The organism is Agrobacterium sp. RC10-4-1, from assembly GCF_014138475.1.
GTDB lineage: Bacteria > Pseudomonadota > Alphaproteobacteria > Rhizobiales > Rhizobiaceae > Agrobacterium > Agrobacterium pusense.
In genome coordinates, this window is the sequence record NZ_JACJIT010000003.1 from 99,933 (window position 1) to 113,629 (window position 13,697).

13 protein-coding genes are annotated in these 13,697 nt (G+C 59.1%); 1 reads left to right on the plus strand and 12 read right to left on the minus strand.

All coding sequences use genetic code 11. From position 1 onward, the window contains the following. Positions 1 to 23: 23 nt before the first annotated feature. From FHW77_RS08970 to FHW77_RS08980, 3 genes are all read right to left on the minus strand, one after another. Positions 24 to 1,184 carry a carbohydrate ABC transporter permease gene (locus FHW77_RS08970; protein WP_022555635.1) on the minus strand — a complete coding sequence of 387 codons (1,161 nt, stop codon included), beginning with the start codon at positions 1,182 to 1,184 and terminating at the stop codon, positions 24 to 26. Between the two features lies 1 nt (position 1,185). Next, entirely contained in the window at positions 1,186 to 2,199 is a 1,014-nt protein-coding gene (locus tag FHW77_RS08975; RefSeq protein WP_004440046.1) for a carbohydrate ABC transporter permease, read from the minus strand. Between the two features lie 105 nt (positions 2,200 to 2,304). Next, positions 2,305 to 3,666, minus strand: a complete 1,362-nt coding sequence (locus FHW77_RS08980) for an ABC transporter substrate-binding protein (protein WP_004440044.1) — start codon at positions 3,664 to 3,666, stop codon at positions 2,305 to 2,307. Between the two features lie 274 nt (positions 3,667 to 3,940). Here FHW77_RS08980 and FHW77_RS08985 point away from each other — a divergent pair, with 274 nt between their 5' ends. After that, positions 3,941 to 4,966: a LacI family DNA-binding transcriptional regulator gene (locus tag FHW77_RS08985; protein WP_004440041.1), complete on the plus strand. Its 1,026-nt coding sequence runs from the start codon at positions 3,941 to 3,943 to the stop codon at positions 4,964 to 4,966. A gap of 16 nt (positions 4,967 to 4,982) precedes the next feature. On the opposite strand, the gene FHW77_RS08990 is transcribed toward FHW77_RS08985, so the two are convergent. From FHW77_RS08990 to flhA, 9 genes are all read right to left on the minus strand, one after another. Continuing rightward, positions 4,983 to 5,882 carry a bifunctional methylenetetrahydrofolate dehydrogenase/methenyltetrahydrofolate cyclohydrolase gene (locus FHW77_RS08990; protein WP_004440039.1) on the minus strand — a complete coding sequence of 300 codons (900 nt, stop codon included), beginning with the start codon at positions 5,880 to 5,882 and terminating at the stop codon, positions 4,983 to 4,985. A gap of 77 nt (positions 5,883 to 5,959) precedes the next feature. After that, positions 5,960 to 7,735, minus strand: a complete 1,776-nt coding sequence (locus FHW77_RS08995) for a GumC domain-containing protein (protein ID WP_034496018.1) — start codon at positions 7,733 to 7,735, stop codon at positions 5,960 to 5,962. Positions 7,736 to 7,849: 114 nt separating this feature from the next. Next, positions 7,850 to 8,524 carry a WecB/TagA/CpsF family glycosyltransferase gene (locus FHW77_RS09000; RefSeq protein ID WP_004440036.1) on the minus strand — a complete coding sequence of 225 codons (675 nt, stop codon included), beginning with the start codon at positions 8,522 to 8,524 and terminating at the stop codon, positions 7,850 to 7,852. Between the two features lie 208 nt (positions 8,525 to 8,732). After that, positions 8,733 to 9,272 (minus strand): flagellar basal body-associated FliL family protein, encoded by a 540-nt coding sequence (locus FHW77_RS09005; protein ID WP_004440034.1) that lies wholly within the window; start codon positions 9,270 to 9,272, stop codon positions 8,733 to 8,735. Beyond that, positions 9,272 to 9,640, minus strand: coding sequence for a hypothetical protein (locus FHW77_RS09010; protein ID WP_006698182.1), 369 nt, complete (start codon positions 9,638 to 9,640; stop codon positions 9,272 to 9,274). Before FHW77_RS09010 ends, FHW77_RS09005 begins: the two co-directional genes overlap by 1 nt. 29 nt (positions 9,641 to 9,669) lie before the next feature. Continuing rightward, positions 9,670 to 10,227 carry a rod-binding protein gene (locus tag FHW77_RS09015; protein WP_004440031.1) on the minus strand — a complete coding sequence of 186 codons (558 nt, stop codon included), beginning with the start codon at positions 10,225 to 10,227 and terminating at the stop codon, positions 9,670 to 9,672. A 114-nt stretch (positions 10,228 to 10,341) separates the two neighbouring features. Further along, a complete protein-coding gene (locus FHW77_RS09020) occupies positions 10,342 to 10,761 on the minus strand; it encodes a hypothetical protein (RefSeq protein ID WP_004440029.1) in 420 nt (139 codons plus the stop codon). 14 nt (positions 10,762 to 10,775) lie between these two features. After that, on the minus strand, positions 10,776 to 11,531 hold the full coding sequence (gene fliR / locus FHW77_RS09025) for a flagellar biosynthetic protein FliR (protein WP_004440028.1): 756 nt from the start codon (positions 11,529 to 11,531) through the stop codon (positions 10,776 to 10,778). Continuing rightward, entirely contained in the window at positions 11,528 to 13,615 is a 2,088-nt protein-coding gene (flhA, locus tag FHW77_RS09030) for a flagellar biosynthesis protein FlhA (RefSeq protein ID WP_004440025.1), read from the minus strand. The genes fliR and flhA overlap by 4 nt, the downstream gene beginning before the upstream one ends. Positions 13,616 to 13,697 lie beyond the last annotated feature (82 nt).

Sequence of the window (13,697 nt, forward strand, 5' to 3'; positions counted from 1 at the left end):
TGGTATGGGCGTTCATGGAATGATCAGCCTCCCTTGACGGAGCCTGCCAGCAGGCCACGCACGAGATAACGTTGAAGAGCGAAGAAGACGCCGAGCGGCACGACGATGGTGACGAAGGCCGAGGCAGTGAGAATTTCCCAGTTGCCGCCGCGCGAACCGAGCAGCGCGTTCAAGGCGCCTGTCAGCACAAGCTCATCCTTCTGCGTGCCGAGGAAAACCATGGCGACAAGCAGGTCGTTCCAGGTCCACAGGAACTGGAAGATGGCGAAGGAGGCGAGTGCCGGGAAAGAGAGCGGCAGGATGATCTTGACGAAGATTTCGAAATCGCTTGCGCCATCGACACGGGCGCTTTCGATGATCTCTTTCGGCAGGCCGGAAATATAGTTGCGCAGCAGATAGATGGCGAGCGGCAGGCCGAAGGCGGTGTGCGCCAGCCAGATACCGGCATAGGTCTTGGATGGCACGCCGAAGATGGTGCCAATTTCATTATACAGTCTCAGAAGCGGGATCAGCGACATCTGCAAGGGCACGACGATCAGGCCCACCACCATGGCGATCAGCAGATTGCGGCCGGAAAAGTTCATCCATGACAGGGCATAGGCGGCAAAGGCGGCGATGAGTATAGGGATGACGGTTGCAGGTACGGCGACCGTCAGCGAGTTGACGAAGGACTGGCCGATGCCTTCCGATGTTAGAACCGTACGGTAGTTGTCGAGGGTGAAGACGGGCGGCGTTGCGACAGAGATGTAGACGCGCTTGCCGCGCGAACCCTCGAAGCTTGCGGCTTTGCTATATTCGTAAGTGCCGTCTTCATTGATAAGCAGCGTCTCGCCATCGCCGATGTCAGCGGCTTCACCTGCCTTGAAAGCTGTCGGCTCCTGCACGCGCACGCCGAAGGCCGCAACCTTTCCGCCCTGGCCGTTTTCGAAGACATTGCCTGATATGACGTAGCGGCTGCCATCCTGCTTCTGAGCCGAGGCATCGGCCAGACGAACGGCTTGCGTTTGTTCGGAGCTCGAAAAAGCGGTCCACCAGCCCGACACCGTGATCTGATCCTTGTCGCGCAGCGAACTCACGAGAATGCCGAGCGTTGGCAAGAGCCAGAGCAGCACGACGATCAGAACGCTGGCGTGAACGATGAGCCGCGGCAGGCCGACGCGGCGGAGGCGTTTGACAATATCCATCTCAGCGGCCCTCCATCTCGCGGTTTGCCTGGCGGATGTTCCAGACCATGATCGGGGTGACGGCCGCCATGATGATGAGCGCGATAACAGCACTTCGGCCGCTATCACCGCCGCCGCGGAACATCCAGTCGAACATGAGATTGGCGAGAACCATGGTGTTCCATTGCCCGTTGGTCATGGTCAGCACGATATCGAAGACCTTCAGCACGAGAATGGTGATCGTCGTCCAAACGACGGCGATAGTGCCCCAGATCTGCGGAACCATGATCTTCCAGAAGATCTGCCAGCCATTGGCGCCATCGATGACAGCCGCCTCGATGGTCTCTTCCGGAATACCGCGCAAAGCCGCAGAGAGGATGACCATGGCGAACCCGGTCTGAATCCAGATGAGGATGACCATCAGGAAGAAGTTGTTCCAGAAGGGCATGGAAATCCAGACCTGCGGATTACCACCGAAAAACTCGACGATGGCGTTCAGCAGGCCGATCTGCACCTGACCTTCGGCGCGGTATTCATAGATGAACTTCCAGATGACGGAAGCGCCGACGAAGGAGATCGCCATCGGCATGAAGACGATGGATTTGGCGATGTTGCCCCACCAGATGCGGTCCGTCATGACCGCGATAACAAGGCCAAAGAAGGTGCAGGCGGCCGGCACGACGGCGAGCCAGAGAATGTTGTTGAAGATCGACTGACGGAAACCGGCGTCGAAAAACGCCCAGCGATAATTGGCGAGACCGACGAATTCGCTGCCCGTCCGGTCGTAAAAGGAGAGGATCAGCGTCGCTATGACGGGATAAACCAGATAGACAAGCAAAAGGATCAGCGCAGGGCCGACGAACAGCCACGGCCGGACGGCGGCGCGGCGGTTTAAGTTGCGGGATGCGTGAATGACGTCTCCCGAGCGGACGGGAAAGATTGCCTGCAACGCCTTATCGGATAGCCAGTAATAGGCAGCACAGGCAAAAACGCCCGCTACCATAACGCCGATGGCGGACACCAGTTGTTGAGCCATGTTCCCTCCCTGATCCTCTCCGCGCCGCGTTGATTTATGCAGCTGTCGGGCCGTTCCTGCGGAAGAGGCCCGGCAGCGAGCCGCCAGGCCTCGTCTTAATCCGTGTTACTTCAGGCCGTCCCAGGCCTTCTGGATATCGGCGGCGACCTGATCGGCAGACTTGCCACCGACGAAATCGATCATGCCGGTCCAGAAAGCGCCGGCGCCGATCTTGCCGGGCATCAGGTCGGAACCGTCAAAACCGAAGGTCGTCGCCGTGGTCAGGATTTCACCCTGACGCTTCATCTGCTCATTGGCATAGGTTTCGACGTTCACACCCTTGTACGGCGTCAGGAAGCTGGACTGCGCCATCCACACTTCATGGGCGATCGGCGTCTGCAGGAATTGTACGAATGCCTTGGCAGCGGGCGCTTCCTTAGTGATGGTGACGAGCGTGCCGGCACCGAGAACCGGCTTGCCGAGGTCAGGCTTTGAGGCATAGGTCGGCATGTAGAAGAAATCCGCATCCGTTCCGACCTTGGTGCCCTCGGGGAAGAAGGAGGGAATGAACGATGCCTGATGGTGCAGGTAGCACTTCGGCGGAATGTCGAAGAGGCCCTTGGGGCTGTCGCGGAAGTCGGTGGAGGCTACGGCCGCAACGCCGCCACTCACATATTTTTCGTTCTTGGCGAATTTGCCGAATTCGTTGATCGCGGCAACCACGGCCGGATCGGTGAATTTTACCTCGTTGGTCGTCCACTTCTGGTAGACATCCAGCGGCTGCGTCCGCAGCATCAGGTCTTCCACCCAGTCGGTTGCAGGCCAGCCGGTCGCACCACCGGAGCCAAGACCAATGCACCAGGGCGTGCCGCCATCGGCAACGATCTGGTCGGTGAGCTTGAGCAGGTCTTCCATGCTCTCGGGAACTTTATATCCCGCTTCCTCGAAATTCTCGGGCACATACCAGACGAGCGACTTCACGTCGGCCTTGAAGGGGAAAGCGAAATAGGCCTTGTTGCCGTCCTTGCCCTTATAACTGCCGAGATCGACCCAGGATTTACCCGCGCCGTAATTTTCCTCGACCCATTTGGCCGTGTCGTCGCCGAGCGGCACAAGAAAACCCTTGGCGGCGAGATCGGCGAGAAGGCCAGGCTGCGGCAAAATGGCAATATTGGGCGGCGAGCCGGCCTGTGTGTCGATGACGATCTGCTGCTCGTAGTTTTCCGACGAGGAATAACGGACATTCACGCCCGTCGCGTCAGCAAAATAGGCGAGTACGGACTGGAACAAAGCCTCGTCCTCACCACGCCACGGGCCGAAAATCGTCAGCGTCTGGCCTTTAAGGTCAGCATGGGCCGCTTTGAAATCTTCGTAGCTTTTCCAGTTGAACTTGGCGTCCTGGCCCGGCGCGAATTTCAGATCGGCGGCAATGGCCGAACCCGACAGCAGCACGATTGAAGCAGCCGTCGCCAAAAGGATCTTCCGCATGTGATTTACCTCCCATCACATAAAAGGCTCAAAGCGTCCTCTCCAATCAAAGCGCTTTGGCTGCCTATTCATCTCATTGTCATCAAGATGGAGTCAAGAGGCTCTTTATTCGGAAACGCTGCCTAACCTTCGAAATAGTCATATTGATTTAGGAAGGCGGCTATCATTTTCGATTGAGAAAAGCGGACGGGGCTGTTAAAAATCTAAAGCGCTTTGGGAAAATGAGGAGGGGCTTTTGGCCTTTTCCGGGCGCGCGCATGGAGGAATGACAGACATGAACCTGAAACAGCTGTCGCAACTGCTGGGCATTTCGCAGACGACCATCAGCAGGGCGCTCAACGGCTATCCCGAGGTCAGCGCGGAAACGCGCCGCCGCGTCATGGAAGCCGCGGAGAAGACGGGATATCGCCCCAATGCCGCGGCACAGCGGCTGGCAACCGGCAAGGTCGGCTCCATTGGGCTCGTGATGCCGATTGGCGAACATCACCGTTCGGATGTGCATTTCGGCGAATTCCTGAGCGGTCTTGGCGAGGAAGCCTCGCGCAGCGGCTTTCATCTCGTCATCATGCCCACCGAGCCGGAAAAGGAACGCGAAGCCCTTCGCGGGCTCGCCGCTAGCGGCAGCGTCGACGGCATCTATCTCGCTTATATGAAGAATAACGATCCGCGCATCGCCATGATGCAGTCGCTTTCCCTGCCCTTCCTCGTGCATGGCCGCTCCATCGGCGTGGAGGAGGATTATCCCTACCTCGACGTGGACAATGAAGGTGCCTTCCGTGACGCGACCCAGCTTCTGCTTCAGCTTGGCCATACGCGCATCGGGCTGCTGAACGGTCCCGAAGGCTATGATTTCACCTACCGGCGCTGTCTTGGGGTGGAAAAGGCGCTGGCGGCAAACGGCCTGGCCTTGCATGCAAGCAATAAGAGACACGGCAGCATGACCGACGAGGAAGGTTATCTCGGCATGGAGGCCCTGCTTTCACGCCCCGAGAAACCGACCGCCATTCTCTGCGCCAGTACCGCGCTTGCACTTGGCGCGATCCGCTCGCTCAACCAGCGAGGCCTGAAACCCGGCAAGGATATTTCCCTCATCGCCCATGACGATGTGCTGCCGCTTTTGAAACCCGATAATTTTTCCGTGCCGCTCACCACCACGCGCTCGTCGCTGAGAGCGGCAGGCGTCCGCGTGGGCCAGCGCCTGATCAATCGTATCAAGAACGACCAGACGGAGCCGTATCAGGAACTCTGGAAGGCGGAACTGGTGGTCCGCGCCTCGACGGGGCCGGCTCCGAAAGCGTAGCCGGCCGTTTCAACGCCTAGAACTTCGGCGCCGCCAGGCCTTCGGCGCGATGAGCGGCGATGACGGTGTTGGCCATCAGCATCGCGATCGTCATCGGGCCGACACCACCGGGAACAGGGGTGATGGCCGCGGCAACGGCGCTTGCTTCATCATAGGCGACGTCGCCCACCAGCTTTGTCTTGCCTTCACCCTTTTCGGGTGCGGGAATGCGGTTGATGCCGACGTCGATGACGGTCGCGCCGGATTTCACCCAGTCACCCTTCACCATCGCCGCGCGGCCAACCGCCGCCACCAGAATATCCGCCGTCTTGCAGATGCCGGCCAGATCCTTGGTTCGCGAATGCGCCATCGTCACAGTGGCGTTGGCATTGAGAAGAAGCTGGCCCATGGGCTTGCCGAACAGGTTGGAGCGGCCGATGACAACGGCGTTCAGGCCGGAAAGGTCGTCTCCGTGAATGCCGCGCACCAGAAGCATGGCGCCTGCGGGCGTGCAGGAAATGAGACCGGTGGCAAGATCGCCGGTCGCGAGCTTGCCGGCATTCAGCACGCTCAGGCCATCCACGTCCTTCTCAGGCAGGATCGACTGGATTATCCCGTCTGAATTGAAATGTTTCGGCAGCGGCAGCTGAACCAGAATGCCGTGGATGGAGGCATCGGCGTTCAATTCGCCGACCAGCTTCAGGAGGTCAGCCTGTGTGGTCTCCTCCGGCAGCGTGTGCTGGATGGAATTGAACCCGCATTGCTTGGCCATCTTGCTCTTGGAGTTCACATAAGCGTGGCTGGCCGGATCATTACCGACGATGACGACCGCGAGACCGGGCTTGACGCCCTTTTTCGCCTCAAGCGCTTCTGCCGATGCGCGGACCGCCTCCGTTACCGAGGCCGCCTTCGCCTTCCCGTCAATCACAACTGCCATGCGTCCTGCTCCTCATGGGTTACGTAGGCTCCGTATGGTGCCCCCGTCGCAGGAATGCAAGCTAAAATGCGGCGTTTTCAGGCGGTTTTGCGGTAGTCTTCTTGGTGGTCGGCATAATCGACGAGACGCTCCCTCAGGAGCGCCAATTCCCGTCGCAATTCCATCAGCTCCTCCGCTTCCGCCTGGGCATGATCGGCGTGGCCGGCAAGCGCATCAGCCAGCAGCGGCGGCAGCGCGGACGGTGCCTGACCGGCGATCCCAACCGTGCGGTTGCCCATCAGAACCTGCCTTACACGCTCGTCGAGCGGCATGCGCTCATCGTCGTTAACCGCACCGCCGTAATAATCGGCGAAGCTCTCCTCGTCGTGGCCAGCATCCAAGCCGGCCGTTTCGGCATCAGGAGATTGCAGATCGTCAAACACAGCCGGTTCGATTGGCTCGAATTCCGAAAATTGCGCGGGTTCCTCCTCGGGGAGCCGGATTGCCGCTTCCGGTTCGAAGGCGGAGGCATCCTGCTCTTCCTCGTCATGGCGACGGTACGTCAGAAGATAGAGACTGCCCAGCAATCCGATCAGGCCGCCGCCGCCCGCCATCATGGCGGCCTGGGCAAGATCACGCGATAGTTCTCCCGGACCTGCCTTTTTCGCGAGGCGGGTCTCAAGGGCAGGCGTCGCAGCAGAGGAGAGATCGCGGCGTTCGCTCGCCTCCAGATAGGTGTTTCTCGCCGTTTCGAGCTCCCCCTGCAGTCTGGAGAACTCTCCCGGAGCAACACCGAGACCATTCAGGCGATCAAGGTTCTTTTTCCGCTCGGCTTCAGCATCGGCGATCTCCTCAGCGATGCGCTTCTCGTCCGCTCGCAGTGCATCGAGCAGTTGGCGCAATGCTGGAGCAGCGAGTGCCTGTACGGCATCCACCGCGTTCCTGGCGGCGATGTGTCGGGGATGTTTCGGGCCGTAATCAACCGAGATGCTGGAAAGCGCCATACTGGCGGCGGCATGTTTCTGCCTGATGTCCTCGAGTGCAGAAAAGGCGATGCCGGAGGGAAGCGGTTTGGAGAACAGATCGTTGGGTTTCAGGGCCGAAGCCGCCGCCAGATCCGCCTGCAGCGACTGCTGTTGTCGGGTCGCCGCGGCGATTCTGTCGTTCACGTCACGCAATTGCTGCTCGAGCTGCTGCACCTCGGTAATCACCGCATCGCCATGGCGCATCTGGAAACCGCTTAGCGCCGCCTCGGCCTCGTCCATCCTTGTCCGCGCCCGGTCCATCTCCCGCACAGCGGGCGTCATGGTGCCGGCCTTGCCGTCCGCCATGATACGCATCGAAAGATAGTCGGTAAGCCGCATAGCCGCTTCTGGCGTCGCAGCCCTCGAAGTCACGATCAGCGTCGTCTCGTCGGGCGACAGTTCAAGCCCTATCCCATCTCCGACCGCGCCGTTAAGCGCCTCACGCGGGGAGAGCGGACGCGCATCCGCGCCGGTCAGAAGATCGACAAGCAGGTGAAATTCACCCTGTTTGCGAACGCCGACCAGATCGGCAGGCTTCAGCTTGAGATCGCTGCTGATCCGGTCCAGCCCGCCAGGTGAAAGCAGGGTGCGCCGCGCCATCGCCAGAAAGCGGGTCGCATCTGGTGCATCATAAGCGGTCTGTGATACCTCGATCTGCGCCCGCGAGACATAGCCGCGAAAACCGGAATCAACGAGCAGCAACGGCAGGGCTGCGCCGGTTACCGTGGCGGCCGCGACGCATCCGGCGGTCAAAAGCCGAAGACAATGCCTGCGCCACTGCGACGCGGGCGCGGCAATCTCATCCCCTTCCGGGCGGGTCGCCGTCATATCTGGACTGTGATCAACCATCTGAAGCCGTCTGCCACCTTCGCCGCCGCCCGCGGACGGACAGCTGTCAAAACCTTACGAGAGGTTAAAGGATCGTGGCAAACAAATGGTTAACGGACCTTCGCCGAACTCGCCTCAGCCCTTGCCGAGAGCGATATGCCAGGGTTCGGCGCAAAGGCTGTAAAGCCAGCTCATATGCAGCCTGCGGAAGATTTCAGGCATGCCTGCCACTTCGGACGATAATATCTTGAAAAGCGGCCCGACTGCGATGGCGACTCGCGCGTCCTCGCGGTTGACGGTGCGATGCAGCCACATCTCCTGATTTTGCTTCGTCATTCCCGCCAGCAGCATATCCACTTTCACGCCGGACGTCTCGCCGCTCAGCATGACGAAGTCGTGCCAGGGCGCATGGCTACGCAGCTTGCCAAGAACGACACCGAGCTGGGCTGCATCGTCACCCGCAACGCCGATCCGTTTCGGTACTGCCATATAGGTGAGGAGCGCCATGACAAAGGCAACGCCATCGATCACGACCGGCAGAGGCTCACCATGTGCGCGCCGCGCGGCAGTGTTCAACGCCTTGCCCTGCGGGAAAAGCAGGCAGCTTTCGAGGACCTGCCGATAGCCGATGTCCTTGAGTGAAAGCTTTGCCTTTTCAAGGGTGAGAAATGAGAGCGACGTGTGGCCCTCAGAGGCGGAAGCCCTGTCGCTCACATGTTCCAGCGCTGCGTTCCAGTCGAGGTCGCAGAAGTGCAGCCCGTAAATGTCCCGCTGCTGTCCCGGTCGTGCAAAACCCGTCGTTACGTTCATACCCAGCCCCCGATGCAAGCCCCGCCCGTCACGCGCAGGTTTCTGCGGGTTCGCGGTTCATGGACCGTTTATACATGTGCTGTTTGAATTTACGCTGAAAGCAATCAATAGAATTCCAAGGCCGACGCAAAGGAATGATTAACCACGTGGATCACGCGACCGTCCCTTGCCTCTGGCCATGCCGAAGGCACGAAGCGGGGCGGCGCTATCAGTGGCCTGGCGCGGCGGCCGCTTCCTTGCCGGCGTCGGCTTTTTCACCTTCGACGATCTTGATGGAACGGGGTGTCCCATTCCCGTTCTGCTCACGAATGTCGGCTTTGGACAGATAATCGAGTTGCTCGATCAGCACGTCCTCGACCACCTCGTCATCAAGCCTCTTGTTCAGCCCCTCGCGGATGCGCTGCTTGAAGGCGTCGGGATCGAAGGTAGAGATATTGGCGATGTTGACCATGGAAGAACCCGCCAGGAGCGTGAACAGCTCATCGGTCATCAACTGGGTTGCCGGCAACTCGATTTTCGCCATCTTGTCCTTGTCGACGCGCAGCGAAATACGGCTTAGGAAGTAACCGTTTACCCCGCCATCATTGATGACGGGAATGGTGATGCTTTCGCCCTTGACCAGTTGCAAGCTGGCCTTTTTTGCGCCCGCCTCATCCGGCGCGGGCGCCGTCGCCATCTGGACGGAGAAATACACCGCGCCGAGCGTGACGGCGCAAACCCAGACGCCGGTGAGAAGAAGCTTCAACATCAGGAGGCTGCGCCGTACATGAACTGTTCCTGGGAGTAGGTACCATCCGTGTCGGCTTCCTGGATTGCGTTCTTCAGGAGGTCGGCGACCGCGCGAACTGCATTCAGATGTGCCTCGACGCGGCTGGCATTGGTGGCGAGCTTGGACTTGATGCCCTTGACCTGCTCCATGTAACCGGCAGCGATTTCCTCGCGCGGGGTATCCCGGAACAGCATCGTCAGCTCATAAAGGCACCGGCTCTTATGGGCATTGGAGACCTTGAAGTCGAACCGCGGGTCCTTACCGATATTGTCGTTCTCATGGTCGATGATCATTTCAAGGCGGCCGAGAACGGATTGGATACGGTGGTCGTTCGACATAAGGTCCATGCTTGTCTCCTCGTTAGGGTTTTTCATTCTTAAGCCTCGTCCGTTTTATCATTGGAAACGCCGAGGACCTGCCGCTCGAACTCCGCCACCATCCGAATTGCAGCATTATGGTCTTTTTCATTCATCGATACGTCGGTTATGCCTTTGCTTTCGGCCTTCCGAAGCGCATCCTTGTATGCCTGCTCTGCAATGCCGACACCGCCATTTCTGGAGATCGTGTCGGCAAACTGTTCGGCCATCATGCTCTTCCAGATTTCGCCGGCATTACCTTTGCCGTAAACTTCCTCGCTGTCTTTCGGCAGCATGTTGGCTACGAAGGTCTGGAGGACAGAGGCCTCATATTTGCGATATGTTTCAGGAATTTCGGTGCGAGCCGCGCGAATATTCGTATTGCCAAGGCCCGCCTTCGAGGAGGCGCCATCCAGCATATCCACCGCGGCGCCAAAGCCCTTGCCGGCATCTGCAAGGCTGGTTGCGGCAAAAGCCGCCTTATTGGCCTTGAGTTTCTCCTGGGCAACCTGGACTTCCTGGGGGTCCGCAGCACGCACCACATCCATCACCAGATCACTTATAACCGATATCGCCACGTCCCGATCTCCCGAGCTGACGAACGCGCGGCACGAACCGGCACGTTCACCCAATCAAGAAACATCGCTTTAGGCGTCCTCAAAAAAACGCCCGCGATGCAACAATGGAGCAGACTATGAATCGCCAACCTTGCTGGAGGCTGGTGTCCGGGAAGCATTCGTAATTTCTAACAAATCATAGATTGCATTGTCGTCGGCCTCACGATCCTCGAGATCACGGGCCAGGTGCATCCTGTCCTCCAGCCTGTCGGCCTTGGTTTTTTCTTTGAGCACCCTATTTTCCTGCAATTGCTGCACGCCGGAGAGCTGACGGTCCTTGACGACCAGACGGCCGTAACGATCCGAATAGTGCCTCGAGAATGTCTGATGCACCGGCTCCATCGAACTCATGGCTTCCAGCACGCTGTCCATCGATTGCGCCACTTCGCTTCGCGTGCGGGTGGTGTCGGCCAGTTCGACCTCGGCCATTTTTTCCATGTGGCGCTGGACCGTGACCAGACGCTTGAGTTTCTCCGACCGCTTGTCTGAGGCCACCGCGTTTCTCCCGATCAAAAGCCGATGAAGACCGGGCCGAAGCCATCCACGAACTGGCGGATGAGGGCCGCGACCGACAGATAGAGCATGAAGATGCCACCGGCGAGAACAAAGGGCGTCGATATGAAGTAGACGGGGATTTGCGGTGCAAGCTTGTTGATGAGGCCGACTGCGACGTTGAACATCAGACCGTAGATCACGAAAGGGCTAGCAAGCCGAAGCATGATCGAAAACGACGCCCTCAGCGTGTCAGTCAGTGTAATCAGCATCTTCTGGCCGCTGATGAGCGCGCCGACCGGCGTGGCGGTATAGGAATCCACAAGGGCCTTGAGGACGATGTGGTGAAAATCCAGCATGAACAGTACCAGCAGTCCGCCGAAGGTGATGAAGTTGGATATCTGGTTTTCCTGGGCGTCTTCGATGACATCGGCGCCGCCGGGCGCACTGAGGCCGACCGATGCGCCGATAAGGGCGCCGGTGAACTGAAAACCAAGCGTGTAAAAGCGCGCGATCAGCCCGTACATCGCACCGATCGCGATCTCCGTCGCGATGAGGCCGACGACAGTGCCCTGATTCGCGCCGGAAATTTTCGGATAGATCGTATCCCACAACACCGGCAACAGGGCCATGGACACAGCCACACACAGCAACATGCGAATCTGCGGCGAAATGCGCGAGCTGGAAAAGCCCGGCATGGTCATGAAACAGGCGCCGATACGGCAGATGGCAAGGAACAACGCGATAATGGTTCCCTGCGGGTCGGTTATCATGAAATGGCGCCCAGGATCTTGATCTCCAGCCCCTTGGCAAGTTCCACATGCGAGAGAACCGGCAGGGTTGCGAAGAGTCGCTCGATAATCATGCGCACATAGGACCGCGTTTCCGGTGAGGTTACAAGCACAAAGGGCAGGCCGCGATCCATGAATTCACGGATAACTTTCGACGCCTGTTCGGAAAACTCCTCAAGATGGCGGGGATCGATATCGAATTCGACGATTTCGCCCTTCTGGTCGCGCTTCAGCGCCTGATGGAAGACCATGTCCCACTTGTTACCGAGACGCAGGACGCGAAGCACGCCATTATCGGCCAGATCACCGCAGAGCTGCTGCGACATGCGCACCCGCACATGTTCGACGATCTGTTCCGTCTTGCGCACATGCGGCGCAAGTTCGGCGACGGCTTCGAGAATGAGATGCAGGTTGCGGATCGACACACGTTCGGCAAGCAGCAATTTCAGCACGGCCTGCAGGCCGGAATAGGACATGTGCGACGAACAAATCTCGTCGGCGAGCTTCTTGTATTCGGGATCCAGCCTGTCGATGAGTATCTTGACGTCCTTGTAGGACAGAAGCTGCGGCAGATTGTTGCGAATGACTTCGCTCAGATGCGTCAGTACAACGGAGACGTTATCGATCGGATGGAAGCCTTCGCGCTTGAGATCCTCGGTGAAGGTTTCGAGGATCGATACCGCCGGCATGCCGAAAGCGGGTTCGCGGATTTCGTCGCCCGGGATGCTCGGCTTGCGCCCTGCCCCTGTCACGACGAGAACATCTCCGACGCGCAGATTGCTCGATGCGATGGTCGTGCCGTGAACGCGGATCTGATAGGCCTTCTCCGGGATCATGATGTCGTCGGAAACCTTGATCTCCGGCACGACGAAACCATATTGCGTTGCGAATTTCTTGCGCATCTTGCCGACGCGGAAAGCCAGTTCCTGATGCGCGCCGAGAAGGCGGGTCGAAACCTGTTTGCCGAGCGCCAGTTCGATCTCGGCGGTTTTCAGAACCTGCTTGACCGAGTCTTTTTCCGCCTCTGTCGTCTGGAGAATCTTGCTCTCCTCCTCCTGGCGACGAAGCGCGCTTTCGGCTTCAGCCTGGCGCGGAATATACCAGCTGCCGAACGCCATGATGCCACCGAGGAACATGAAAGGCAGGAAGGGCAGGCCCGGAATAATGGCAAGCAGGCCCATCAACATGGCAGAAACCATCAATGCGCGCGGATAACCGCTGAGCTGATTGACGACCGCCTGATCCGTGGACCCCGCCGTGCCGCCACGCGACACGAGGAGGCCGGCTGCCAGCGATACGATGAGGGCCGGAATCTGCGAGACGATACCGTCACCGACGGAAAGCTTGACGAAAACATCGGCCGCTTCGCCGATCGGCATGCCGTGCCGGAAATAACCGATGATGATGCCGCCGAAAATGTTGATGGCGGTGATGATGAGGCCCGCAATCGCATCGCCGCGGACGAATTTCGAGGCGCCGTCCATCGAGCCGAAGAAAGAGCTTTCCTCTTCCAGCTCGCGGCGGCGGCGCTGCGCCTCCTTCTCATCGATGATGCCGGCGGACAAGTCCGCATCGATCGACATCTGCTTGCCGGGAATGGCGTCGAGGGTAAAGCGTGCGCCGACTTCAGCGATACGCGTCGCACCCTTGGTGATGACAATGAAGTTGACGGTGATCAGGATCAGGAAGACGATCAGACCGATAACGAAATCGCCTGACATGACGAGACTGGAGAAGCCGGCGATTACACCGCCTGCCGCCGTCGGACCCTCATTGCCGTGTGAGAGGATGACGCGCGTCGTCGCAATGTTCAGCGACAGGCGGATCATGGTCGCGATCAGCAGCACCGTCGGGAATGACGAGAAATCCAGCGGCCGTTGTATCCAGAGCGCCACCATGAGAATGAGGACCGAAAGCGCGATGGAAAACGCCAGGCCGATATCCACCAGAACGACCGGAATGGGCAGGAACAGAACGCAGAGGATCGCCACGATGCCCAGTGCGAAGCCGATGTCACGCGTGCTCGGACTGACCTTGGGCAAGGAAATGACTGGTGGTTGCGCCATAAAATTCGTCCTGTCTCTTCATGAGAAGGGCGACGGAAAAGCCGCCGCACGGTTCCGCGGCATCGTTTCGCGAAATCGCTCA

What these genes read in the sequence shown, in the direction of transcription:
- FHW77_RS08970 (WP_022555635.1), bottom strand. Translation starts at nt 1,184, where the DNA reads ATGGATATTGTCAAACGCCTCCGCCGCGTCGGCCTGCCGCGGCTCATC.
- fliR (WP_004440028.1), bottom strand. Translation starts at nt 11,531, where the DNA reads ATGATAACCGACCCGCAGGGAACCATTATCGCGTTGTTCCTTGCCATC.
- FHW77_RS08990 (WP_004440039.1), bottom strand. Translation starts at nt 5,882, where the DNA reads ATGGCAGTTGTGATTGACGGGAAGGCGAAGGCGGCCTCGGTAACGGAG.
- flhA (WP_004440025.1), bottom strand. Translation starts at nt 13,615, where the DNA reads ATGGCGCAACCACCAGTCATTTCCTTGCCCAAGGTCAGTCCGAGCACG.
- FHW77_RS08995 (WP_034496018.1), bottom strand. Translation starts at nt 7,735, where the DNA reads ATGGTTGATCACAGTCCAGATATGACGGCGACCCGCCCGGAAGGGGAT.
- FHW77_RS09000 (WP_004440036.1), bottom strand. Translation starts at nt 8,524, where the DNA reads ATGAACGTAACGACGGGTTTTGCACGACCGGGACAGCAGCGGGACATT.
- FHW77_RS08985 (WP_004440041.1), top strand. Translation starts at nt 3,941, where the DNA reads ATGAACCTGAAACAGCTGTCGCAACTGCTGGGCATTTCGCAGACGACC.
- FHW77_RS09010 (WP_006698182.1), bottom strand. Translation starts at nt 9,640, where the DNA reads ATGGACCTTATGTCGAACGACCACCGTATCCAATCCGTTCTCGGCCGC.
- FHW77_RS09005 (WP_004440034.1), bottom strand. Translation starts at nt 9,272, where the DNA reads ATGTTGAAGCTTCTTCTCACCGGCGTCTGGGTTTGCGCCGTCACGCTC.
- FHW77_RS08980 (WP_004440044.1), bottom strand. Translation starts at nt 3,666, where the DNA reads ATGCGGAAGATCCTTTTGGCGACGGCTGCTTCAATCGTGCTGCTGTCG.
- FHW77_RS08975 (WP_004440046.1), bottom strand. Translation starts at nt 2,199, where the DNA reads ATGGCTCAACAACTGGTGTCCGCCATCGGCGTTATGGTAGCGGGCGTT.